Genomic DNA, 22326 nt, shown 5'->3' with positions numbered 1-22326 from the left:
AACCGCCCTCCGGGTGCCGAAATTCGACATCCCCGGGCGCGTTTTCATAGTCGGAATTTGTTCCCGGCATTTCTATCAGGCAATTCCGAAAGACGGCAGGGAATTTCTCCAAAGGGACGAACGGGAGTCCGCAACTAACGGTGGTCTTTAGGGCGTAGGGCCACGCAACCGGGCGTAACGTCAGTCGTCCAGATTTTCGTGGACGGCGGCGTCGCCGCGTCGCCAGTAGGCCGCAGCCTTCACCCATTTCGGATTGAGCCCGCGCGCTTCGACCAGATGACGGCGTACCGCCTTCGCCACGCCAGCTTCGGCCGCGACCCACACATGCAGATCGCCCGCGGGCAGGCTGGCGACCTCAAGGGCGTCGATCAGCGCGGTGCTCTGACCGGCAGGGGTGCTCTCGCGATAAATCCATTCCACGACCACGTCGGCTTCGCTCGTGAAGCGCAGGCGGTCGGCCGGGCCGTCGATTTCTGCGAAGACGAAAACCAGGGCACCAGCGGGCAATTCAGCCAGACGTCGCGAGATCGCGGGCAGCGCCGTATCGTCGCCGATCAGGACGTAACCGTCGAAGTTCATCGGAATGACGAACGAGCCGCGCGGGCCGCCGACACCGAGCTTGTCGCCCGGTTTGGCCGAGCGCGCCCATTGTGTGGCCGGGCCCGATTCGTGCATCGCGAAATCGATCACGAGCGTTTTCGACGCGGCGTCGTACTGACGCGGCGTGTAATCGCGCATGAGACGCGGCGCATCGCCCGGCGCGGGCTTCGCCACGCCTTCGGGGCCGATCTGCGGCACGGCCAGTTCGCCGGTTTCCGGGTTCGGGAAGAACAGTTTGACGTGATCGTCGAAGCCCGGGCTGTTGAAGCCTTCCAGATCGTCGCCACCCAGCGTCACGCGCAACATGTGCGGCGTGAGCGCTTCGACGCTGCGCACTTCCAGCAGACGGAATCGAAGTTCATGACGCACGCGCTGCGGCGTGCGATCAAGGGTGACGTTCGGTGCAGCGTTGTCTTGCATCAGAGTCGCTCCAGTTGTTGTGCGGCCGCGTCGAGAATCGCGGCAAACGCGTTGGCCTGTTCGGTCGTGAGCGGCTCGGCGCCCAGACGCAAATGCACGGCGTATTTGAAGTTGTGCAGCGCGCGCATGACTTGCGGGGGCATGTCCTCCGAGCGCTCGCGACGGGTGGCCAGTCGTGCCAGCAGTTCGCTGACGGCGTCCTCGTTCTCGGCCAGATATTCGCGGCCGGTGTCGGTGATCTCATACGACTTTCGCTGACTGTCGCCGGTATTTTCCTGCACCCGGATATAGCCCATTTCTTCAAGCAGCGTGAGCGTCGGGTAGACCACGCCAGCGCTGGGGCTGTAGGTGCCGTTCACGCTTTCTTCGATGGCTTTGATCAACTCGTAGCCGTGACGCGGTTGCAGCGAAATCAGGTGTAGCAGCACAAGACGCAGACCGCCGTGACTGAAGAGTCGGCCACCTCCGCGTCCACCGCGACCGCTACGCTCACCACGGCCTTCGCCGTCGTGTCCGCCAAATCCGTCACCACCACCGCGCCGTCCATGACGCCCACCGCGTCGTTCGTCGCCAAAATCCATTCTGTCCAGGTCCATAGGGCCTCGGCCCATGAAATCGCCACGTGATCCACGCATGATGCGACTCCTTATCGATGTAGTTAAGACGTGTTTACGATATATCTAAATTGAATCGAAAGCAAAATTATTTTTTCGCCGATGTGTCGGGGAGTGCTCGAAAGCCTTGTGGGATAAGGGAGTGGATGGTTTTTCGTCTGTGAGTCGCGTGGTGAGACTGTACGAAAACTATATCGAAATACGTATTTCGATAGTGGGGCGGGCGGCGGAGGGCATCGCCCGTTGCCGGGGATGTCCCGGACGATGGGCGATGAAAGCGGAAGCGGCGGTGTTCGCGGGGAGGGACTTACTGCAAGGACGGCAGATCCGTCTGAAGCCACTTTCGATAGAGCTTGTTCAGTTCGCCATTGGCGGTATTACGTGTGACGAAGTCGTTGACGCTAGCGAGCAACTCCGGCTGATTCGGACGCAGTGCGATGCCCATCGCCTGTTGCAGCAAATTGAACTTCGGCTCGAACTGGTCCGGCGCTCGCGTATTGATGACGTTTGCGACCGTCACCGAGCAACCGATGGCATCGACCTGACCGGAGAGCAGCGCTTGCATGGCAGCAGCGTCATCGTCAAAGCGGCGGATCTCGGTGCCCGGCGGCGCAGTCTTCGTGACGGCAGTGTCTTGCGTGCTCGCGCGCGCCACGCTCACACGCAGCCCTTTCAGATCGGCGGCGGACTTGATCGACGTGCCTTTCTTGCCGAGCAGGAGGATCGTCGCGGCCGCGTACGGTTTCGAAAACTGAACCTGCTTGGCGCGCTCGGGTGTGATCGCGAGCGATGCGACGAGCACGTCCACTTTTCCCGAGAGCAGATACGGAATCCGGTTCGGCCCTGTCACCGGCACGATGTTCACCTTCACGCCGAGATCGTGGGCGAGCAACTTGGCGACGTCGGCGTCGTAGCCATCGGGCTGCGCCTGCGCGTTGGTCGTGCCATACGGCGGAAAGTCGATCAGCATGCCGACGTTGATCGTGCCCTTCTTCTTGATGTCGGCCACAGTTTGCGCGTGCACGGGCGTCACGAAAAACGACGCCGTGCCTGTGAGCAGACTTCCGAGCGTGCCGCCTAGCGAGCCGACAAAACCGGCAGGCATTGCGGCGAAGCCGAGTGTGGTGAGGAAATTGCGGCGCGACCTAACGGTAGTAGCGTCGTGAGAATTCGGGTGATCGGCCGGATGCGATGAACGCGATAGCGATGGCTGGGGACTTGCCGGGTGACGCGAAAACTTGCGGGTCATGAACGGATCTCCTGAGTTCGCGAAGACGTCGTCGGCGAGCGAAGGGGCGTACCGTGCAGTGCCTTGTCGCGACGCGTCGTGTCCCGAGCGATGTTAGCGGCCGGATCCGGATGCGTCCACTCAGCAAAAACCCCAGCGAAAACCCTTCATGTAAGAGGGCCGATGCATGCCGCGCGGATTGCTGAGGACGACGAAGTCAGTCGTCGGGACGCGGTGAACGTTCGACGAACGTCTTACGTCAGGGCGAAAAAAAACGGTGCCGAAGTATCGGCACCGTCTTCCGGGACTACTGTCAGATCCTGTCGATTCGCGCCGCCGTGAAGCTCACGGCAACGCGATGGCAAGACTTACTGAGCGGCGTCCTTGACCTTCTTCAGCGGGCGAACCTTCACGCGCACCGAAGCCGGCTTTGCCGGGAACCAACGCTCTTCACCCGTGAACGGGTCCTTGCCGAAACGCTTCGCCTTGGCAGCGATTTGTTGCGACGTGACCTTGAACAGGCCGTGCAGCGTGAATTCGCCTGCGCCCTTCTTGTGCAGTGCGCTGACGATCGTGGTTTCGAGAGCGGCGAGCACAGCCTTGACGTCCTTGACGGCGACAGCCGAGGTTTCGGCGATGTGTGCTGCGAGCTGGGTCTTGTTGAGTGCTTCCTTGATCGGCGAAACCTTAGCGGCTGCCTTCGGAGCAGCCTTCGGGGCTGCCTTCGGTGCTGCTGCCTTTTTCGCTGCCGGAGCCTTCTTTGCTACCGGAGCAGCTTTCTTCGCCACAGGGGCCTTCTTTGCTGCTGCTTTCTTTGCCGTTGCCATATCGATCCAATCGATGAGAATAAGAAAGTGCCGTCGGAGAACGGCCACCCGAATGTTACGTCTTGCTGCGCCGACGATTCTACCTAAGAAATCGCTTTGTGCGAGTAGTGCGCGCATTATGTTGCGCGCTTGCCGCACAAGGCTGAGCGGCGAAAATCGCGACTTTTCGATTCGCCGCTTTCACGTGCCGGGAATTTCTTCTCGCGACGGCGAATCGATTGTCCGGTTTTTACCCGTCTTTCAGCGCATTTTTCGACGCGAATTTTTACGTGATTTTTGCGCGGCGTCGGCCGGATGATTCGATGCAAACGCCGCTTCGCGCAAAGGCTCAATCGTCCCGAAACCCTCAGAAACGCTGCATTTCGCAGGTTTCGCAGCGGCCGTCGTCGTTGCACCAGGCATCGGTGAGTGTGGTGCCGTCGGGGCCGAAAGTGATGTCGTGCTTCGCGCCGTAACTGCCCGCGAGTTGAAGACGATCGCCCGCGAGCGTGCCCTGCACCGTGGTGTGAACATTGGGTTCGACGTCGTCGACGCTGCCCGTCACTTGTGAGCCGTTCAGTGCAAGCGCCATCAGACGCGTCATCGGCTTGCCGAAAAGTCCCCACCACGGCGGCGCGTTCGTGCACAGACCGCGCCAGCGTCCCGACGGATTTACCAGGCGCAACGGCGCCGGTGCGCTGGTCTGCACGACGACGGTGCCTGGAGGAATCGGCGGCGTCACCAGCGTCGTACCCGCAGGTGCGGGGGCGTTGATCGCTGCCACATCGCGGGCGACCTCCGGCGATTCGGACTTGCCTGCAGCGTTCACGGCGTTCAGTCCTGCGGTGTCGCCGATGGTGCTCGGCAGCGGCGTGTCCTGCGGTGCCGTCGCCGCGATGCTCGCGTTTTGCGCGGCAGTCGGCGGCGGCGCATAGGTGCTCACTGCCGGTGCAGCAGGGGCCGAATTCACCGGGACGGCCGGGGCGGCTGGTGCGGGCGCAACGCTGTAGGTGCCCGATGCGCCGTCGACGCGAGCCATGTCGGCGCCCAGGCCGTCGTTCGGCACGGGCGCTGCGGCGGCCGCACACACGTGGCACGACATGTGCGAAAGACTGTTGCGGGTCAGCGGGCGCGTGCCGTACAGACGCTGACTGCCCTGCGTGCCGTCACGCAGAATCGTGACGTAGGGCGTGTCGTCGAGCTGGTAATCGACCTTGGCGCAGGAAGGCGCGTCCGTCATCAGCGTGACGTCGGCGGAAAACACGCCGTTGAGGGCGCGCGTCGGAAGTACCGATACCGACGCCGAACAATCGGCGATGATTTGCGCGCAGTTACACGCGGCGACCGGCGCACGTGAGGTGCCTGCGGTCTGCGCCTGAGCGTGACCGGCCGCGCCGAGTGCGCCCGCGACGAGCCAACTCGTCGCTAATCCGAAAAACTTGAAACCCCGCATGTTGTTTCCCCAATGTCGCGGCATATCCTATGCTGCGGATAGTCAATCAAAAGACGTCGGCTGACAATAGCCGAAAGCGGCGAAAAACAAGGAAGAATGGGCCCTGTTCGACGGATGACGAGGGGCCGCGCAACATCGTGGCGTCACGCAAAATTCGGATTCCTCTCGTATCCCGGCATCGATAGTGCGGTCTACACTGCTCAGACCGGCCCCCTTCATGGCGTTTTCAACGTGCTCTGCCGTTGTCCACTGGAGACCCTGCATGCCTGTCGACCGCACGCGCGACCCTGGCGATTCCGCTCCCGCTGCTGTTCCCGCTTCCGCTCCTGCTTCCCGCACGTCTTCACCTGCTCCCGGTTCTGCTTTCTCTGTTTCTTCCTCTGTTTCCCCCATGCCTTCCGCGAATCGCGTACTCGCGATGCTCGCCGCGCTCTTCTTCGCAATGGGGCTCATTACGTCGCTGAACGATATTCTGGTGCCGCACTTCAAGGCGGCCTTCGATCTGACGTACCGTGATGCGGCGCTCATCCAATCGAGCTTCTTTGCTGCGTATTTCGTGGTGTCTTACCCGGCAGGGCAATACACCGCCCGCGTGGGCTACCGGCGCGCGTTGGCGACGTCGCTCTGGCTGGCGGGCCTCGGCTGCGCCCTGTTTTTCCCGGCGGCGGCGCTCGTCTCCTACCCGTGCTTTCTCGCGGCGCTCTTCGTGCTCGCGAGCGGCATCACGTTGCTTCAGGTCGCGGTGAACGCCTACGTCGAGACACTCGGCTCGCGTGGCGAAGCAGCGAGCCGTCTCACGCTGGTGCAGGCGTTCAACTCACTGGGCACGACCGTCGGCCCCCCGCTCGCGGCGCTCTGGATACTCGCGCCGCAGGCGTCGGGGGCGACCGGTCACGCGGTGGACAGCGTACGCGGCCCGTATGGCTTGCTCGCGACAGTGCTGGCGCTCGGCGGTGTTGTGCTGTGGCGTCTGACGTTGCCGGAGCAACGCGCGGACACCGCTGCTTCGCCCGGTTTGCTCGGTAACGTTCGCAGCCTGTTGTCGCACCGTCCCTTGCGTTACGGCATCGTGGCGCTATTTCTTTATGTCGGCGCGGAAGTGAGTATCGGAAGTTTTCTGATCGTCTATCTGACGCACACGGGCACGGGCATCGCCGATCACGCGCATGCGAGCCGCTATCTGGCGTTCTATTGGGGCGGGGCGATGGTGGGCCGGTTCGCAGGTGCGTGGCTGTTGCGCAAGGTGTCGCCGGGGAAGCTGCTCGGTCTGTGCGCGCTCTACAACCTGATGCTGATCCTCGCGTCGCTGACGCTGCCGGGCGCGATTGCCATGTGGTTGTTGCTGGCGTGCGGTCTGGGCAACGCGATCATGTTCCCGACGATCTTCTCGTTGTCGGTCGGTGGACTTGGCGCACGTGTGAGCGAAGGCGGTGGGCTAATCTGTATGGCTATCGTGGGCGGCGCGATCCTGCCTTATCTACAAGGAGCGCTGGCCGACGGCGTTGGGATCGTGCTGTCGTTTCTGGTGCCTGCGCTGGCGTACTGCTACATCGCAGGCTTCGGGGCATGGTGCGCGCGCACCATGCCGGAGATGGACGTATCGGGAGATGGGGCGGAGGAAGATCAGCCCGGCTTGCCGAACGTGTAGCGACCGAAGATGAACAGCACGTTGCCGTTGCCCTTGCCGCCGGGTACGTAGGCGGTGGCGACGGCGGCGCGTCCGATGCCCACTTCGGCCAACGGCAGCGCAGCGGGGAAGGGCACACCGCCGAGCGTGTCGGAGCGCGACATCAGGAAGACGGTGTAGCCCAGACCGAATCGCACCGGCCCCGCGTTGGCGACGTTCCAGATCCGTCCATAGCCCGCCATCGGCGACCAGTCGTTGTGCGAGTCCTTGAAGGCCATCGCATAGAGCATGCGTGAGCCGTTCTTGCCGTCGGAGAGTACACGTCCATAGCCAAGACCCCACGGGTTCTCGTTGTACTGCGAGATCTTCTCGCGCGTGTATGCGAACCGCAGATGATGGGTATGCAGCGGCACGTAAAGCTCGCTCGCGCCTTCGGTGGCGATCTCCCGAAACTCATCGGCAATGGCGCCCGTCCAAGTCGAGATGACGCCGGGCGAATCGTCGGCATGCGCGGCGAGCGGTGTGAGCAATGCAAGCACGGACGCTACGGCGACGCAGCGCGACGTCATCGAAAAGACGCGGGCAAAGCGCGATGCATGCGACGCACGCGAACTCAGGCTGAGTGCGCGGCGGGGAAACGTCCGGGAAAGGTGGGCAAGCGGTGCGAGTGAAATCGATGGCGCGAGCCGCCCGGTGAATTGGGGGGTCGTAGTCATGGTTGAGTGAACGTGTTGCGAAAAAACGTGCCGGTCGCGAGCGTCGGCGTCGAGCGAGAGTCCGGGGTGGCCGCTAATCGAAGTCGGAAGTCGCGTGCCTAACCGGAGCGCGGAGCGCGAATCCGGTGTTCCCTGGAAACTGCTTACTAGACCGCGCTGAAAACGCGAAAGTTCGTCCTCTCACGCTATTTCATCCAATCTCACACGACTGCCCGTTGCGGGAGCAGATGTTGATCGAACCTGCTGCGCGACAAAGAAGTCCTTTTGCGTCAACGGGATACTGCGGATATCGACGTGTTATTCACTGGGTTGTGAACATTTTCTGTGGATAACGTGAGGAGGCTCATGGGTGCTTCGAAGACATCGCACTCGACATGGGAAATTTCCCGGCGTGCTCATGTCATGGCGCAGCAATTGCGCGCGACATTTTTCCCCCTTCCGATCAAGCACTTGAGCGAGCTATCCGCGAGTTGTCCACTGGCTTGCAAACAGATTCTGTGGATAACGAAGTGCACCTGAAACCCGCGCCGCGCCACGTTTTGCAGCAAGTGGCACAACTTTCGCGCGCGGGAAATCTTCCCTGTCGGATCAGTCACTTGCGATGCTTTTCCGCAAGTTATCAACGGGCTTGTGAACAAAAAATGTGGATAAATCATCGATTTCGTAAATCTCAAAATATGAGATCAATGTTTACATATTGACATTTAAGTTCGAGCGGAATTACGATGCGCCTCATACCGGTGGACGGACACGTTCAGGAGACGACAGTGACGGAACGACGCAAACAGAAAGTAGCGATCATTGGCTCGGGCAATATCGGCACCGACCTGATGATCAAGGTGATGCGCAACAGCGAGCATCTGGAAATGGGCGCGATGGTCGGTATCGACCCGGCCTCGGACGGCCTGGCGCGCGCTGAGCGCCTTGGCGTACCCGTGACCGCAGGCGGCATCGATGGCCTGCTGGCCATGCCCGGCTTCGAGGACATTCGCATCGCATTCGACGCGACGTCGGCGAAAGCGCACGCGCATCACAACGAGTTGCTGCAAGCGCGCGGCGTGCAGGTGATCGATCTGACGCCTGCGGCGATTGGCCCCTATGTGATCCCGTCGATCAACCTCGACGCGCATCTGGACGCCCGCAACATCAACATGGTGACGTGCGGCGGTCAGGCCACGATTCCGATGGTCGCGGCGATCTCGCAGGTGGCAAAGGTCCACTACGCGGAAATCGTTGCCTCGATCTCCAGCAAGTCGGCCGGACCGGGCACGCGCGCCAACATCGACGAGTTCACGGAAACGACGTCCAAGGCGATTGAAGTGCTGGGCGGCGCATCGCGCGGCAAGGCGATCATCGTGCTGAATCCGGCCGAGCCGCCGCTCATCATGCGCGACACGGTGTTCGTGCTGTCGGAGCCGGGCGATCAGGCCGCCATCGAAGCCAGCATTCAGGCGATGGTCGACAAGGTGCACGCTTACGTGCCGGGCTACCGCCTCAAGCAGAAGGTGCAGTTCGAGTTGTTCGACGCCTCGCGTCCGCTCAACGTGCCGGGTCTGGGCAAGCTCACGGGTCTGAAGACCTCGGTATTTCTCGAAGTGGAAGGCGCCGCGCACTATCTGCCGGCCTACGCGGGCAACCTGGACATCATGACCAGCGCCGCGCTGGCCTGTGCCGATCGCATCGCCGCCACCCGCCTGGCGCTCGCGGCCTGAACGTCGCACGCGCTATCAGGAGACACACCTCATCATGACCCAGAAAAAGCTCTATATCTCCGACGTGACGCTGCGCGACGGCAGCCACGCGATTCGTCACCAGTACAGCATCGCCAACGTGAAGGCGATTGCCGCAGCGCTCGATAAGGCCAAGGTCGATTCCATCGAAGTGGCCCACGGCGATGGCCTCGCCGGGTCGAGCTTCAACTACGGCTTCGGCGCACACACCGATCTCGAATGGATCGCTGCCGTGGCCGAGACCGTCACGCACGCCAAGGTCGCGACGCTGTTGTTGCCTGGCGTGGGCACCGTGCATGACCTGCGCGAAGCCTATGACGCCGGTGCGCGCGTGGTGCGTATCGCCACGCACTGCACGGAGGCTGACGTCTCCCGCCAGCACATCGCCTATGCGCGTGAGCTGGGCATGGACACTGTCGGCTTCCTGATGATGAGCCACATGACCACGCCGCAGCATCTGGCCGAGCAGGCCAAGCTGATGGAGTCGTACGGCGCTGAGTGCATCTACGTGGTGGACTCGGGCGGTGCGCTCGGCATGAACGACGTGCGCGATCGCTTCCGCGCTTTCAAGGACGTGCTCAAACCCGAAACGCTGACCGGTATGCACGCGCACCACAACCTGAGCCTCGGCGTGGCGAACTCCATCGTTGCGGTGGAAGAGGGTTGCGACCGCATCGACGCGAGTCTGGCGGGCATGGGCGCGGGGGCTGGGAATGCTCCGCTGGAAGTGTTCATCGCGGCGGCGTCGCGTCTGGGCTGGAACCACGGTTGCGATCTGTACACGCTGATGGATGCGGCCGACGACATCGTGCGTCCGTTGCAGGACCGCGCCGTGCGCGTGGATCGCGAGACGCTGGCACTCGGCTATGCGGGTGTGTATTCGAGCTTCCTGCGTCACGCAGAAGCTGCTGCGTCGCGTTACGACCTGAAGACCGTCGACATTCTGGTGGAGCTGGGCCAGCGTCGTATGGTGGGCGGTCAGGAAGACATGATCGTCGATGTCGCGCTCGACTTGATCAAGCGTCGCGCTGCGTAATTAGTTTGTGGCATCTCCGTGCCAATGCCGGCCCCTCGTCAGACGGGGCCGGTTTTTTTATGCCCGCGCATTTCCCGACCAGCCCAACTGACGGCTGATCTGCGCCGCCGCGTTCTTCACGCTGGGCACGAGTTCCTGCATGCGCTCACGGCTCATGTACTTGGTCGTGCTCGACACGCTGATGGCCGCGACGATGCGCTGGCTCGCGTCGTAGACGGGGGCGGCGACACAACGGATCTGCGGCGTGTCGTCTTCGAGATCGAAGGCGTAGCCCAGACGCGCATAGTCGTGCATGCGCGCGAGCCATGCCGCAGCATCGACCGGATGCGACGGCACCTTCGATTGATAGTGCTCGAGCTGCGCCTGCCACTCGGCTTCGTCCTGATCGAGCAACAACGCCTTACCGACACCCGTGACGCAAATCGGCTTGCGGCCGCCGATGCGCGAGCTGATTTCCACGGCGCGCTGACCGGGCAGCTTATCGAGGTACATGACTTCCCAGCCGTCGGCGACGGCGAGATGCACTGTGTCCTGCGTCTCGCTCGCGAGTCCTTCAAGCGTCGGGCGCGCAACACGCGGCAGATCGATCTGACGATAGGCGAGAAAGCCCAGCTCGATGAGCTTGTTGCCGAGCCGATAACCGCGACGCGGCTCGAAACGCAAATACCCCGCGTGCACCAGCGCCGACGCAATGCGATGCGTGGTCGACGGCGTGATGCCGGTGTGCGCCGAGAGCGCGGGCACGGTGTCGATGCCTGCGGCGACCGCTTCCACGATATCGAGACCGCGAAAGAGTGTCTGACTGGCGAGGGTGCGAGGGCGCTCGGCCTCCGGTGCCTTCGGCTTGGCCATCAGGCACCTCCGAGCGCCAGCAGGCGCTCGTACACATAGCACTTGAGTGCCACGTAATGCGACGGTTCGAGCACAGGCAGTTCGATGCCGTGCAGATGACCGTCGTCGCCTTGCTGCACGCCGCGAATCGTGCCGGTCGCTTCGATCGGCATATCGATGTCGCCCACGCGCACGCGGAACGCCAGTTGTACGCTGTCGCCGGGCGCGCCCAGCGGCGTGTCGGCGAGCAGCGAAACGCCTTCGGCGCTCACGTCCTGAAGCAGTGCCAGATGCCGGTCCTCGGCCGCGCTCACGGAGACGACCAGCTTGGCGGGTACCCGTTGCGAGCGGCGCAGCACTTTGCGACGGATTTGTGCCGGTGCCGACAACACCACGTAATCGAACGGTGAGCGCTCGACACGCTCGACCGTGCAGACGAAGTGATAGATGTCTTCGCCGGAGAACGTCCACAGTTCGAGGCGCTCGCTGGCTTGCAGCGTCGGCGGCGCGGCGCGACCCGTGGGGGCCGTGACGAACAGCATCTGATTCGGCGCATGACCAATCACGCGCGTGCGTACCCGCTGCGATCCGGCACCGGGCGGCAACTGAATCTGCAGCCAGTCGCCGGGGCGCAGATTGAGGTCGGTGAGTCCGTACTGCGGAGACGTTGCACCGCTGGCCGTGGCCGCGTTGTCAGTGGGTGCTTGCGTCGTCGGCGCTGTATCGGCGGGCGCGATGGCCGCCGCGTCGTCTTCCCCGAGCGTGGCTACGCGATGCGGCGCGAACGACGAGAACAGCCAGTCGCGGCCCGCTTGCGTCGGCACGATATCGCCTTCGGCCAGCAGTGGCTCGCCATTGCGGTCGACGATAGCCCAGGGCAGGGCTTCGCCCAGCGGGATCTCATCGGGTGTCAGCGCGACAAGTGGGAGCCCCTGCGCCACGGAAGCAGACGAGGCAGGCACGGAAGACGAGGCAGGTACCGAAGTCGAAGCGACGGACGGTTGAGCAGGTGTGTTGGTAGACATATCGATTCAGCGAAGTGGGCGCTCGCCGGAGTGCCCGGGACGACCGCAGACGTCAGTGTGGCGAAAGTCTACCGCGACGCATTGGCACTTGGCGAGAGGGGACGCGATCTGCTTGTCCCGCCCGACATGCACAAACTGCGTAAGTGGGTGCTCGCTGGGGTGTCGACGGAGGGCATCGCACGACGCGTGACATCGCCGGTATTCCGCGGCTTTCCCGCGTATCCGCCCGACAGGACGCCGCGCGTTCGTTGTCGTCTGCCTATAGTCGGCGGTTTGCCGGGGTGACCGGCGACGTTCTGGCAGGGGGAAGCGATGGGGTACCAGCAGTGTTCCGGGGCTAACGGCGGGGGGCCCGATTGGGGACTGGGCGAGCGCGCCGAGGCGGGGATCGCGCCAGCAGGCATGCGCGAGGACAGGGCGTGCCGCCGTGCCGAACGGGCCGACTTCGGCACGCGGCTCACGCAAGCGTCGAATGCGGCGCGTCATGAACGGCTGAACGCACCATTGTATGGACACGTGAGCGGGCACACCGCGACGCGTCGCGTCGATCCACACCTGTCAAAGGCATTTGCGCATGCGTGGGCCGGGCTCTGGCTGACGACCGGACCGTGTCAGCACTTCTATCGCAAGGAGTTCGATCTGGCGCATGCACGCGACGCGCGTCTCGCACAGAGCGCGCAGCAGGTCGATGCGATGTTGGCGCCCACTCACGATGACGATGTTTCAGATGCGGCTGACGCAAGCATCGAACGTATCGGTGCCGACATCACCACCTGGCTGGACACCGTCGCCGCAACCGGCCGCAGAGGGTGGCACTTTCGCGCAGCACGCGACGCCATGTCGCTCGTCGGCAATCTGTCGTTGCTCGCCGTGATTGCCGCATGTCTGTATCGCGAGCGAGATACGGACGATGAGGCGTCGCAGCGCACCGCTCGCGGCATCGCGACCGCCAACACGCCCTTCGGTGTGCCGTGGGCCGACTGGTCGTTGCTGGCCTTCGAAGGAGTGAAGGGGGTACTCACACAGTCGCTCGGTTCCCCGACCCTGATCCGTCATCACGCGGTGGACGAAATCCTCAAACGCATGGACGCCGGTTGTCGCCTGCTCGAAGCGTGCGTATTGCTACCGGCGACGCCGCAAACGTCGTGGCGCGGCACACTGGGCAACCTGACGCGTGCGCGCGACGTCGCAACACTCTTCACGTTCGCCAACTCGGCCGTGCCTCCCGCGCGTCTCGGACTGTGGGTGCCCTCGTGGTTCTCCGGGCCCTCGTCGACGACCGACGAGTATCGCGGCATGCTGCGCGTGGCCGGGCTGATGCTCGACTCCTGCCGCGCGGTGACGAGTCTGCTAGGCACGTGGGCGCGGAACGAATCGTTCACGCTCGACGCCCGAACGCTTACGCAACGCTGGGAGGCCCTGTCCGAACGATTGGCAGACGTCGCGCCGGAAGACATCGTAACGATGCAGCGCCGCGCCACGCGCGTCACACAACTGACGCGGCACTGCGACACACCGCTGCTGGCGAAGATCGCATCGCATCCCAACCTACGCGAGTGCTTACTCGCCTCTCAAAGAGACTTGTCGGCCAGCCTGATCACGGTGGCATGCAGCGAGTTCGACGTGTCGTGTCACGCGTCGTGTGTCGATGGCTTGAACTACCTGAGCCTGAGTCCCGCCGAGAATCCGTGGGGCCAACGCTGGACAGGCGACGGTTGGGACAGCGGTGGTGCGACACCCGCGCGCGCTGCGTATCGCTTGTTGCTGCTGTATCAGCATTGGAGCGCGGCGCTGCTTGAGCGGGTCGTGGGCGCGTCGTCGTGTCATGGCGACGGGGAGACGGTCGTCAGGGAGCGGAGGTTCGCTGCGTCGCCACCCTCGGGCGCGACACACCTCGAAATGGAGTCGTCCTGGCTCTGATCCTCAGAACTGAATCGTTGCCGTGATGGAGTCCTGATAGGTGTCCGGTGCCGGGGTGGACGGTTGCGGAAGAATGCGGCCGTAGATCGTGATCGGTACCACGAGCCCGGTGCCGGTGCCGACATAGGTCGACGTGCCGCCCGTGCCGTCGCCCCACGCCGTGGCATACGTCGAGTTGGTATAGAGCTGATACGGAATCGTCGCGCCAAAGGTCTGACCTTTCAGCGTGCGCGCCCCCACTTGCCCGCTCACGCCGCTGCTCAGGAGAATCTGATACGCGTCGTTGTTCGTGCACTGCACGGCAAGCGAGCCTTGTGCCGTCAGTGTATTGCTCAGCGTGGTCGACGGTCCGAACGTGAGGCCCGTCGCGTTGATCGTGCACTTGTTGATGACCGTAACGTTCACGGTGAACCCATTCGTCGTACCGGTCGAAAAGCCCGGCGTGCCGCACGCGGGGGCGGCTAGCAAATAGAACTGATAGGACAGCGTGATAGTGCTTCCCGCGTACGTCGCGGAGTAGACGGTGTCGCCGTTGTTGTTGCTCGGTACGGTGGTCTGGTTCGCCGCGATCTGGGTGTAGATGTCGATGTTCTTGCTGCCCGTGCCGCCAAGGATCGAGTTACTGAACGTGGTCGACAGGGCGGTGGACGCCGTCGACCCCCACGGGGTTGCGTATCCGCTGTCGGTGTACATGTTGTATGCGATCGTGTTGCTGCCGTTCGCCAGCGTGCGCGGCGACGTCCCCGTAAAGGTCACGCAGATCTTCACATTCGGCACCAGATTGATCGCGCCCCAGGTGCAAGTGACCTGAACCGTTCCAGTTGTCGTCACTGCGGTGCCTGCGATCGGGCTGAAGGCGGGCAAAGCGATGGTCGGTGCACCGAGCGAGCAGGACTGCGCCTGTGCCGTGGGTGCTGCGAACCAGCCCATCAAGAACAGGATCGAGAGCAAGACGAAGCGTTTCATCGATCTCTCCCCTGCGGTCTTGCTGAGGCGGGCTTGCCCTGTGGCGTGCAGACCAGCGGTCCGATACGCGCCATCGCGCCTTGCACGGCCGGATCGTAGGCAAACGTCACGACGCACGTGCCGTTGTCCTGCGAAATCACAAGCGAATTGTCGGGCTGCAAGGCGTCGACGAACGTCTGGCCGTCGTAGCCGACAATCGTTTGCGCGCCCGTCTCACGATGGGTGACGCGTGCACCGACCTGCAACGGTACGCCGTCCGGCGTGACCAGCGTGATGAGCGCAGCGCGGTAGCGATGCACCGGGAACGCGACGAGCACCCCGGCCCCGGACTCGGGAATGACTGTGCGTGCGGCGGGCGAGATGCGCATGTCGGCGGGCAGATCCGTCGGGTCGACGCTGAGACGGTTGATCTGATACCCGTTGAGATCGGGGATGACGAGATTGCCCATGCCGTTGGTGCGTCCGACCGGGAGTTGTTCGCGCAGCACGGGCACGCTGGCGTCGTCGTCCGTCTTGACCAGCGCGAAGCTGTCGTAGATGCGCCGCGCCGGATACAGACCGCCATCCATCGCGACGACCGCCCCCGACAGTCCGAGACCGACACGTGTCTGCCCGTCGTACGTCTGCGCTTGTGCCGACGCCTGTCCGTAGCGCCCCAGATACTGCGCCTGCGCCTGACCGATGCGCACGCTGTCGTTCACGCCGCCCAGCACATTCCATCCCCAGCCGCCGCCGTAGTCGGGCGTGCGCGTGGCCCCGGCGAGGGCCTGCGTCGAGCCTTGTTGTCTGGCCAGCGACACCGACCCGACGGTATTCGGGCCGAGCGTAAAGCTGAGCATCGCGAACACACCGTAGCTGCGCCGATTCGCAAAATCCTGAAACGCACCGAGGTTGAGCGAGCCTAAGACACGCACCGGCCAGGAGATGTTGGCCGACAGCACGCGCGACGTCGGGAAGTCGGGGCCGCGCATGCCGATGTAGCTCAGCGACAGCGTCCGGTTTTCCCAGAACGGCGTGGAGATGGTGACACGGTCCATGGCCGTTGGCACACCGGAGCCGCCGAGCGTGGCGAGATCACGGAAGTCGCCGATGGTGCGCTGAAACAGCGAATCGAACGAGAAGCCGCGCGACAGGTACTGGTAGCCCACACCGATCTGCGCGCCGTTGCGCTTACCCGTGGAGCCGGACAGCGAACCGCTCATCACCCCATAGCCCGACATGGACACCAGCGCGCCCACGCCCGCATTCACCAGTCCTGATGAGCCTTCTGCGTGATATTCGGTCGTCAGCCGGTCGGACACACCGTAGCGATACGCCGCCGAGGCGGCCACGCGATGCTCATAGCCCCACGAACGGAAGCCGTAGTCGGTGCGCGGCACGCCTGCTTCGAAGGAATAACTCGACAGCCCGGCCGCCAACATGCGGGTGTCGATATACAGCGGCACGTTGAGGACGCTCTCGCGCCCGAGCGCATCGCGCGTGACGACCGTCGCCTGAAGATTGCCGATCAGCCCCGGCGTTTCGCGAATCACGAACGGACCGGCGGGCACACTGCCGCCAAAGCGCCGGATGCCGTCGAGATAGACGTCGACGGACGAAGGGACTGCCGCCGATCCGCCGAGTGTGGGCACAGGGAACGTGACGAGGTCGGGCCGAAGGGCGAAGTTTTTGCGCCACTGCACACCCGCCATGCGAATCGAGCGCGACCACGCCAGCGAACCGGAGATCGTGTCGCCCAGTTGCAGACTCGTCATCTCGGCAGGATTGTCGTGACGCCAGAACGTGTCGTAGCGCAGATAGGCCTGACTGCCCGAATACGTGTCGAACACCCCCGTCTGACTGAACACCCCGCCCGGATGAAAGTACCGAAGCTCTGTCCAGCTGGAGGCGCGCGTCATCCGGTCGCGCTCGATCAGCGCGTCGTAATTGAACACGAAGCCGCGCGACGTCATGGCGTTCGCCGCGCGCGGTGCGACACGGCCGATCTGGAACGGCACGCGCAACGCATCGGGCACGTCGATGTCGATGCTCTGCCGCGCGGCGTCGTAGCGATATTGCACGCCGCCGATCCTGTCGAGCGGGACCTGTGCGTCGCCGGAGACGCTGAGCTGACTGACGTCGATGCCGAGCGATTGCAAGTCGTCGGCGGCGGCGCTGAAGCGCCCGTCGCGCAGGATGAAGTGGGCGATGGCGCCGGTCGCCGCACCGTTGACGGAGACGTCGAGATAGTAGTCGGCGGGCGTGGCGTCGGCGGCGGTTGCGTCGGGCACAGGCGCGAGCGCGCCAGACAAGGCGAGAGCAGCGGTGAGGGCGTTCGCACGGAGACGCGCGCGCTCACCCGCCGCCATCGATATTGACGACGAAGCGCGTGGGCACGGTGTTGACCGCGGCGTCGAGGGCCAGCGGCGATGCAGGTGGTTTGCCGACCGGCCACGACACCTTGAACACACGCCGTTGCCCGGCGAGCGCATAGCCGAGCAGCCCGCTGGTCAGCGGGTGCGACTTCCCTGCCGCGTCGACGAGACTGCTAGCCCCGATCTGTGCGCGGGTGCCGCCGTGGTTTTCGGCTTCGAGGTGCCACACGCCGTCAATGGTCTTGAGTTTGAATCGCAGGTCAGGCTTCGCGGGCACGGTCGGCGGCGCGACGAACACGGGAATCGAATAGCGCATATGAATGGTGATGCCGCTCTGCGCGGGCTGGCCGGGTTCGGGCAGTTCGTCGACGAGCAGGCGGAAACTCTGTTCGGTGGCGGGCGGGGTGTTCGCCGTCCGCACGAGCCGGATGATCTGAGAACTGCCGGGTTCGATGCGCAGGATCGGCGGGCTCGCAGCGATAGCATCGGTGGGCGTGAGCTTGTCCTCGCCATCCGCCTGCGTCCACGTGTAGATCCGGACCTGACCGTAGACGGTCGTGTCTCCCGGATTACTCAACGTCATGCCGATGGCGTTCTGTTTGGCTGCGAATTCGGCGTTGACGGGGGAAATCTGAAGCGTGGCGGCCGCAGCGGGCAGACTGCCGAGCGTCGCCGCAAGCACAAAGAGAAGAGGGGAGCGCAACGCAATGTGGCGAACAAATCCCGCCGCGCCGGTCATGGCGCGTCGCTCCGCCCCGAGGCGGAAAACTGTCATCGTTGGCGCCCCGCTAGAAGTAAACGGTCGCGGTGATCGACGTCGAATACGTATCCGGCCGGGGAATCGCGCCCGCCGATGTCGGCACCTGACCGTAGACGGTCACGGACTGCGCCGTGCCGTTACCGGTGCCGCTAACCGTATCGGTGCCCTGTGTCGTTCTCCAGTTGGTGGTGTGCAGCGAGTCCTGAAAGAGGCCGAACCCGACCGTTGCCGTGTTCCCGCTGGTGGCGCCCGCCAGCAGACGTGCGGAAATCGTCGAGCCAGTGGTGGTGCCTGCGCTCAAGCCCACGTTGTAGGGCGTGGTATTCGTGCACGTCACCGACAGGGTCGTCGTCGCCGTGAGTGCCGTCGACAGACTGGAAACCGTCCCGAAGGTCATCGGTGTGGAGGTGACCGAGCAACCGGCCTGAATGATCAGCGTGACGGTGAAGGCGCTGGTGGCGGTGCCGTTGCTGTAGACCGCAGCGACCGCAGGCAGCGGTGGAACAAGCAAGAGGCTTGCCAGGAGGACGGTAATGCGCGCAGCTGGTTTATTCATCGTCGGTTTCTCGAAAAAACGTCGGAAGGACCTAGCGGGCACAAGGCGATGCAGCTGCCGTTGCCGCATACCACGTTGATACGTAAAGTACGTCGCACTACTAAGACACAGTGTATATCGGTCGCTTGCCTTTGTGTCATGCGAGTGACGAACCGTCGCGGCTTAGCTCTTTTATTTCAAATGACCGTTTAATTCCGGAAGACCGGGCGCCGCATGCCACGCGCAGCACTGCTAACTGTCATGCGTCTGTCACGAGCGAGCGGTAACTTTCAAGCCGATTCAGGTTCTGCGCTCACCCGAGGGCAACGCTCGCCAACTCAGGTCGCGCAGGTCCAGCAGGGCCCGCAGGTCCAGCCTTCCCAGCCAACGCCACTCTCGACGACATGACAGGCAGCTTCGCGCCGCTGCGCGCGTTCGCGCTTGCCGGCTTCGTGTTTTGCGGTGGCACGCTCGCCATCGCACAGCCTGCGCTACGCAGCGGCGACGCCTTTCTGTCCTTCGATATCCCCGCACAACCCCTGTCTGACGCCCTGCGCGAGTTCGCCCGCGTCACGCGTTTGCCCACGTTATATAGAAGCGAGCTGGTCGACGGGCTTGAGTCGTCGCCCGTTCACGGGTTTCTGACGGCGCAAACGGCGCTCGCACAATTACTGGAAAGCACGGGGCTCGTAGCGCAACGCATTGCAAGCGATACGGGACCGGCGTTCGTGCTGCGCGCAGCCGACGGCGCAACTTCGGGGGCGGCCGAGCGCGCTGGACTTGGCAACCTTGCGGGCTATCCGGCGTTCGTTCAGGCGCGTGTGATGTCGGCCCTATGCGCCAGTACAGACAGCGCGCCCGGCGCGTATCGAGCGCTGCTGCGCTTCGGTGTGAGGCCGAGCGGTGCGCTTGAGAACGTCGAACTGTTGAGCAGTACGGGCGACGCACGGCGTGACCGTGCCATCCTCGCCAGCTTGCAGCGTGTCGTGCTGGACATCGCACCGCCCCCTGACCTGCATCAGCCGCTCACGCTGCTGATCGTGCCGAACACGGCGCGAGCGTCCGGCGCGACAACCCCATGCACGACTGAGCGCCGGGAACGCTAGGCATGGCGCACGATTCCCAACCGGCCCTCTCCGAATATCTGATCCGCCACTACGGCGCGCTCAAGCGCCGGGTGACGCATCTGCTCGGCAGCAGCGATCTCGCCAGCGACGCCCTGCACGACGCATGGCTGCGTGTGAACGCCGAACCGGCGCCGCCGTCGGACGACGCGAGCCATCCCGACGAACCGGGTGAACCTGGCGAAGCTGCGCATGCCTTGCCCGCGTCGGTGCGCAGCCCGGGCAGCTATCTGGTGCGCATGGCGATCAACATTGCGGTGGACGCGCTGCGTCGCAACAGCCGTGCGTTGCCGCTCGACGAAGTCGACGCGCTCATCGAACTGGCCGACCCCGCACCCGGTCCGGCACAGACGGTGCAGGCGCGCATCGAGATGCAGACGATGATGCAGTGGCTGGAGCGCATGCCCGAGCGCCGTCGTGAGATCTTCGTGCTCGTGCACTTCGAGAACCTGCTTCAGTCGGACGTCGCGCAGCGTTTGGGGTGCTCCAAACGCACCGTGGAGTATGAGCTCAAGCATGCGCACGATTACCTGGCGCGCAAAATGGAGCGCGACGCGTGATGGCTCAGGCGATAGCTCACGTAATGCCGCGTAAGAATTCGATCTGCGAAAAGTTTGCGGATTTCGCGCTCGCCATCCGTCTACTTACTGGCGGACGTGGCGAAACCGCGTGCGGGCCTCGTCGGTGGGGCTTCGGCACGACGGCGAGTGCCTCGGCGCCGTGCACCATCGAATAACAAGACAGACATGACTTCCATTCCTGACGACCACGCCAACACCCCGGACGAGCTGCATCGGCAAGCCTGGGTCTGGTTGCGCCTGCTCAAGTCGGACACCGTCAGGCAATGGGACGCCGAGCGATTCAGACATTGGCTCGACGCCAGTCCGGCGCACAAGGCGGCGTTCAATGCCGCGCGCGCGCAGTGGGACAGTTACACCCCCGCTGCGGCGGCGCTCGGCCAGACGCTCGGACGACGCACGCCGCCCGTTCGGGTCGCCAGTCGCACCGGCCGCCGTGCTTTTCTCGGCACGATGGTCGCGGGCGGCGCTGCGCTGGCGGTGGCTGCTATCGTCCATCCGCCCGCCGGGCTGTGGCCGTCGCCCGATCAATGGGGGGCGGACTACAGCACCGCGACCGGCGAACAGCGTGCCATCCGCTTGGCTGGCTCGGCTGGGCAGGTCGACGTCACGCTCAACACCCAGACCCGTATTCGTACGGATGCGTCCGCCAGTGTGCCCGGCATCGAACTGCTGAGCGGGGAAGCCGCCGTGGATCTAGCCGGTGGCCAGGGGAACGGCACTGGCACGGCGTTTGTCGTGGCGGCCGCAGACGGCACGAGTTCGTCCACGTCGGGACGGTTCGAGGTGCGATATCTCGATGGTCGCGTGTGCGTGACTTGCCTGTCAGGTGCGGTGCGTGTCGATCATCCGATGGGGCAGCGCGTGCTGCACGCAGCGCAGCAGACGGCGTACGACCGTCACCAACTTGCCGGTGTGACGCTGGCCGATGCTGCCAATGTGTCCGCATGGCGCAATGGCGAACTGGTGTTCCGCCAGACGCGTCTGGCGGTCGTGCTCGACGAGATCAACCGGTATCGTCCGGGTCGCATCGTGCTCATGAACGACAAGGTGCGCAACCAGCCCGTGAGCGGCAGTTTTTACATTGCATCGCTCGATCGCGCCATCGCCCAGCTGCAATACAGCTTCGATCTGCACGCCCGCCAGTTGCCGGGTGGCCTGCTCGTTCTCACCTGATTCCGTTGTCTCCCTTGATGTGAAGCGCGCGTCGGTTGTGTGGCCGGTGCGCGTCGCATCCTTCAAAAAACGTACTGCCGCAGTCGTCTGCAAAAAATTTTGCGGACTCTATTCGCCGGGTTCGTCTTAGCTCGTCACGACGTTTCTGCGACACCGTCACTCGGGTCGTAGTGCGCACAAATCAACGGGAAAAGCCGATTCGCACGCACGGGGAATGACGCGTTGCGGGGACGGCGCAGAATGAGGCGAGAGTTCCAGATGGTCACACGCGGACAGACGGGCAAGACGGTTCAGTCACGACATTCGACGCCAGGCGCACGACGTTTGCGCCTCTCGCCAATGACGCACGCCGTCGCACTGGTGCTCGCCACCGGCAGCTTCTGGAGCGAAGCGCACGCGCAGCAGGCGTTCAGCAACGCATGGTTCGCCGCACGCGGCGCTGCACAGACCACGGCGGCGCAAACGGGACGTCTGCCGAATGGCATGCCTGTCACGTCGCTGCAAAATCCGGGCGAACAGCAGCAACGCGCCAATCAGGCGTTGCAGAACTCCATCGCCAATCTCGCGACTGCTGCGCAAGGCATCGCCGCGATGCAGGCCGCGCAGACGGCGGCGCGTCAGGCCGCTGCCGCGTCTCCCGAAACGATTCCCGACGGTCTCGCCGAAGGCGGCCTGAAGGTCGACACGAATAGCCTCACCGCCGGTTGGATCAACGCGAAGAAGGACATCGCACAATCGCGCGACGCCGCAGGCAACACCAACGTCAAGATCGAGCAGACGGGCGAGAAGGCCATTCTGAACTGGGAGACGTTCAACGTCGGGCGTCG

At 63.8% G+C, this 22326-nt stretch carries 20 protein-coding genes; 8 read left to right on the top strand and 12 right to left on the bottom strand.

The features are described from left to right. Nucleotides 1–180: 180 nt before the first annotated feature. From ACIQWO_RS18035 to ACIQWO_RS18015, 5 genes are all read right to left on the bottom strand, one after another. The gene (locus ACIQWO_RS18035) at nucleotides 181–1020 is read right to left on the bottom strand and encodes a siderophore-interacting protein (protein WP_402826944.1); all 840 of its coding nucleotides are present in this window, start codon (nucleotides 1018–1020) and stop codon (nucleotides 181–183) included. Continuing rightward, nucleotides 1020–1616, bottom strand: coding sequence for a PadR family transcriptional regulator (locus ACIQWO_RS18030; RefSeq protein WP_402826941.1), 597 nt, complete (start codon nucleotides 1614–1616; stop codon nucleotides 1020–1022). The genes ACIQWO_RS18035 and ACIQWO_RS18030 overlap by 1 nt, the downstream gene beginning before the upstream one ends. Before the next feature lie 325 nt (nucleotides 1617–1941). Then, nucleotides 1942–2739, bottom strand: a complete 798-nt coding sequence (locus ACIQWO_RS18025; RefSeq protein ID WP_402828206.1) for a transporter substrate-binding domain-containing protein — start codon at nucleotides 2737–2739, stop codon at nucleotides 1942–1944. Nucleotides 2740–3230: 491 nt separating this feature from the next. Then, the gene (locus ACIQWO_RS18020) at nucleotides 3231–3689 is read right to left on the bottom strand and encodes an HU family DNA-binding protein (protein WP_150577330.1); all 459 of its coding nucleotides are present in this window, start codon (nucleotides 3687–3689) and stop codon (nucleotides 3231–3233) included. A 346-nt stretch (nucleotides 3690–4035) separates the two neighbouring features. Beyond that, complete coding sequence (locus ACIQWO_RS18015; RefSeq protein ID WP_402826938.1) at nucleotides 4036–5121, bottom strand: hypothetical protein; 1086 nt, start codon at nucleotides 5119–5121, stop codon at nucleotides 4036–4038. A gap of 391 nt (nucleotides 5122–5512) precedes the next feature. On the opposite strand from ACIQWO_RS18015, the gene ACIQWO_RS18010 reads away from it, so the two are divergent. Next, complete coding sequence (locus ACIQWO_RS18010) at nucleotides 5513–6769, top strand: sugar MFS transporter (protein WP_402826935.1); 1257 nt, start codon at nucleotides 5513–5515, stop codon at nucleotides 6767–6769. On the opposite strand, the gene pagP is transcribed toward ACIQWO_RS18010, so the two are convergent. Next, nucleotides 6745–7464, bottom strand: a complete 720-nt coding sequence (pagP, locus tag ACIQWO_RS18005; protein WP_402826932.1) for a lipid IV(A) palmitoyltransferase PagP — start codon at nucleotides 7462–7464, stop codon at nucleotides 6745–6747. The two genes, ACIQWO_RS18010 and pagP, sit on opposite strands and share 25 nt — an antisense overlap. Nucleotides 7465–8189: 725 nt before the next feature. Between pagP and ACIQWO_RS18000 the strand changes: the two genes are divergently transcribed. Together ACIQWO_RS18000 and dmpG are read left to right on the top strand one after the other, a co-directional pair. After that, entirely contained in the window at nucleotides 8190–9176 is a 987-nt protein-coding gene (locus ACIQWO_RS18000) for an acetaldehyde dehydrogenase (acetylating) (RefSeq protein WP_170836280.1), read from the top strand. Between the two features lie 34 nt (nucleotides 9177–9210). Next, entirely contained in the window at nucleotides 9211–10230 is a 1020-nt protein-coding gene (dmpG, locus tag ACIQWO_RS17995; RefSeq protein WP_150577325.1) for a 4-hydroxy-2-oxovalerate aldolase, read from the top strand. 57 nt (nucleotides 10231–10287) lie between these two features. Here the strand turns inward: dmpG and ACIQWO_RS17990 are convergent, their stop codons facing one another. Then, on the bottom strand, nucleotides 10288–11082 hold the full coding sequence (locus tag ACIQWO_RS17990; protein ID WP_402826926.1) for an IclR family transcriptional regulator: 795 nt from the start codon (nucleotides 11080–11082) through the stop codon (nucleotides 10288–10290). Further along, nucleotides 11082–12086 carry a flagellar brake protein gene (locus tag ACIQWO_RS17985; RefSeq protein ID WP_402826923.1) on the bottom strand — a complete coding sequence of 335 codons (1005 nt, stop codon included), beginning with the start codon at nucleotides 12084–12086 and terminating at the stop codon, nucleotides 11082–11084. Before ACIQWO_RS17985 ends, ACIQWO_RS17990 begins: the two co-directional genes overlap by 1 nt. A 312-nt stretch (nucleotides 12087–12398) precedes the next feature. Here ACIQWO_RS17985 and ACIQWO_RS17980 point away from each other — a divergent pair, with 312 nt between their 5' ends. Next, complete coding sequence (locus tag ACIQWO_RS17980) at nucleotides 12399–14006, top strand: hypothetical protein (protein WP_402826920.1); 1608 nt, start codon at nucleotides 12399–12401, stop codon at nucleotides 14004–14006. A 3-nt stretch (nucleotides 14007–14009) separates the two neighbouring features. Here ACIQWO_RS17980 and ACIQWO_RS17975 read toward each other — a convergent pair whose 3' ends face one another. From ACIQWO_RS17975 to ACIQWO_RS17960, 4 genes are all read right to left on the bottom strand, one after another. Next, nucleotides 14010–14972 carry a spore coat protein U domain-containing protein gene (locus tag ACIQWO_RS17975; RefSeq protein ID WP_402826917.1) on the bottom strand — a complete coding sequence of 321 codons (963 nt, stop codon included), beginning with the start codon at nucleotides 14970–14972 and terminating at the stop codon, nucleotides 14010–14012. After that, nucleotides 14969–17242: a fimbria/pilus outer membrane usher protein gene (locus ACIQWO_RS17970; RefSeq protein ID WP_402826914.1), complete on the bottom strand. Its 2274-nt coding sequence runs from the start codon at nucleotides 17240–17242 to the stop codon at nucleotides 14969–14971. The genes ACIQWO_RS17975 and ACIQWO_RS17970 overlap by 4 nt, the downstream gene beginning before the upstream one ends. A gap of 64 nt (nucleotides 17243–17306) precedes the next feature. Continuing rightward, nucleotides 17307–18101, bottom strand: a complete 795-nt coding sequence (locus tag ACIQWO_RS17965) for a molecular chaperone (RefSeq protein ID WP_402826911.1) — start codon at nucleotides 18099–18101, stop codon at nucleotides 17307–17309. Nucleotides 18102–18114: 13 nt separating this feature from the next. Beyond that, nucleotides 18115–18642, bottom strand: a complete 528-nt coding sequence (locus tag ACIQWO_RS17960; protein ID WP_402826908.1) for a spore coat U domain-containing protein — start codon at nucleotides 18640–18642, stop codon at nucleotides 18115–18117. 383 nt (nucleotides 18643–19025) lie between these two features. On the opposite strand from ACIQWO_RS17960, the gene ACIQWO_RS17955 reads away from it, so the two are divergent. The 4 genes from ACIQWO_RS17955 to ACIQWO_RS17940 form a co-directional block, all read left to right on the top strand. After that, nucleotides 19026–19727, top strand: a complete 702-nt coding sequence (locus ACIQWO_RS17955) for an energy transducer TonB (protein ID WP_402826905.1) — start codon at nucleotides 19026–19028, stop codon at nucleotides 19725–19727. Nucleotides 19728–19729: 2 nt separating this feature from the next. Beyond that, nucleotides 19730–20305, top strand: a complete 576-nt coding sequence (locus ACIQWO_RS17950) for an RNA polymerase sigma factor (protein WP_402826902.1) — start codon at nucleotides 19730–19732, stop codon at nucleotides 20303–20305. Nucleotides 20306–20491: 186 nt separating this feature from the next. After that, nucleotides 20492–21499 (top strand): FecR family protein, encoded by a 1008-nt coding sequence (locus ACIQWO_RS17945; protein WP_402826899.1) that lies wholly within the window; start codon nucleotides 20492–20494, stop codon nucleotides 21497–21499. A 258-nt stretch (nucleotides 21500–21757) separates the two neighbouring features. After that, a partial coding sequence (locus ACIQWO_RS17940; RefSeq protein ID WP_402826896.1) for a hypothetical protein occupies nucleotides 21758–22326 on the top strand: 569 nt, incomplete at its 3' end.

This window comes from Pandoraea sp. NPDC090278 (assembly GCF_044772185.1).
Taxonomy (GTDB): domain Bacteria; phylum Pseudomonadota; class Gammaproteobacteria; order Burkholderiales; family Burkholderiaceae; genus Pandoraea.
Note: the sequence above shows the minus strand (reverse complement) of the source record. Positions and strands in the feature narration are given on the sequence as shown.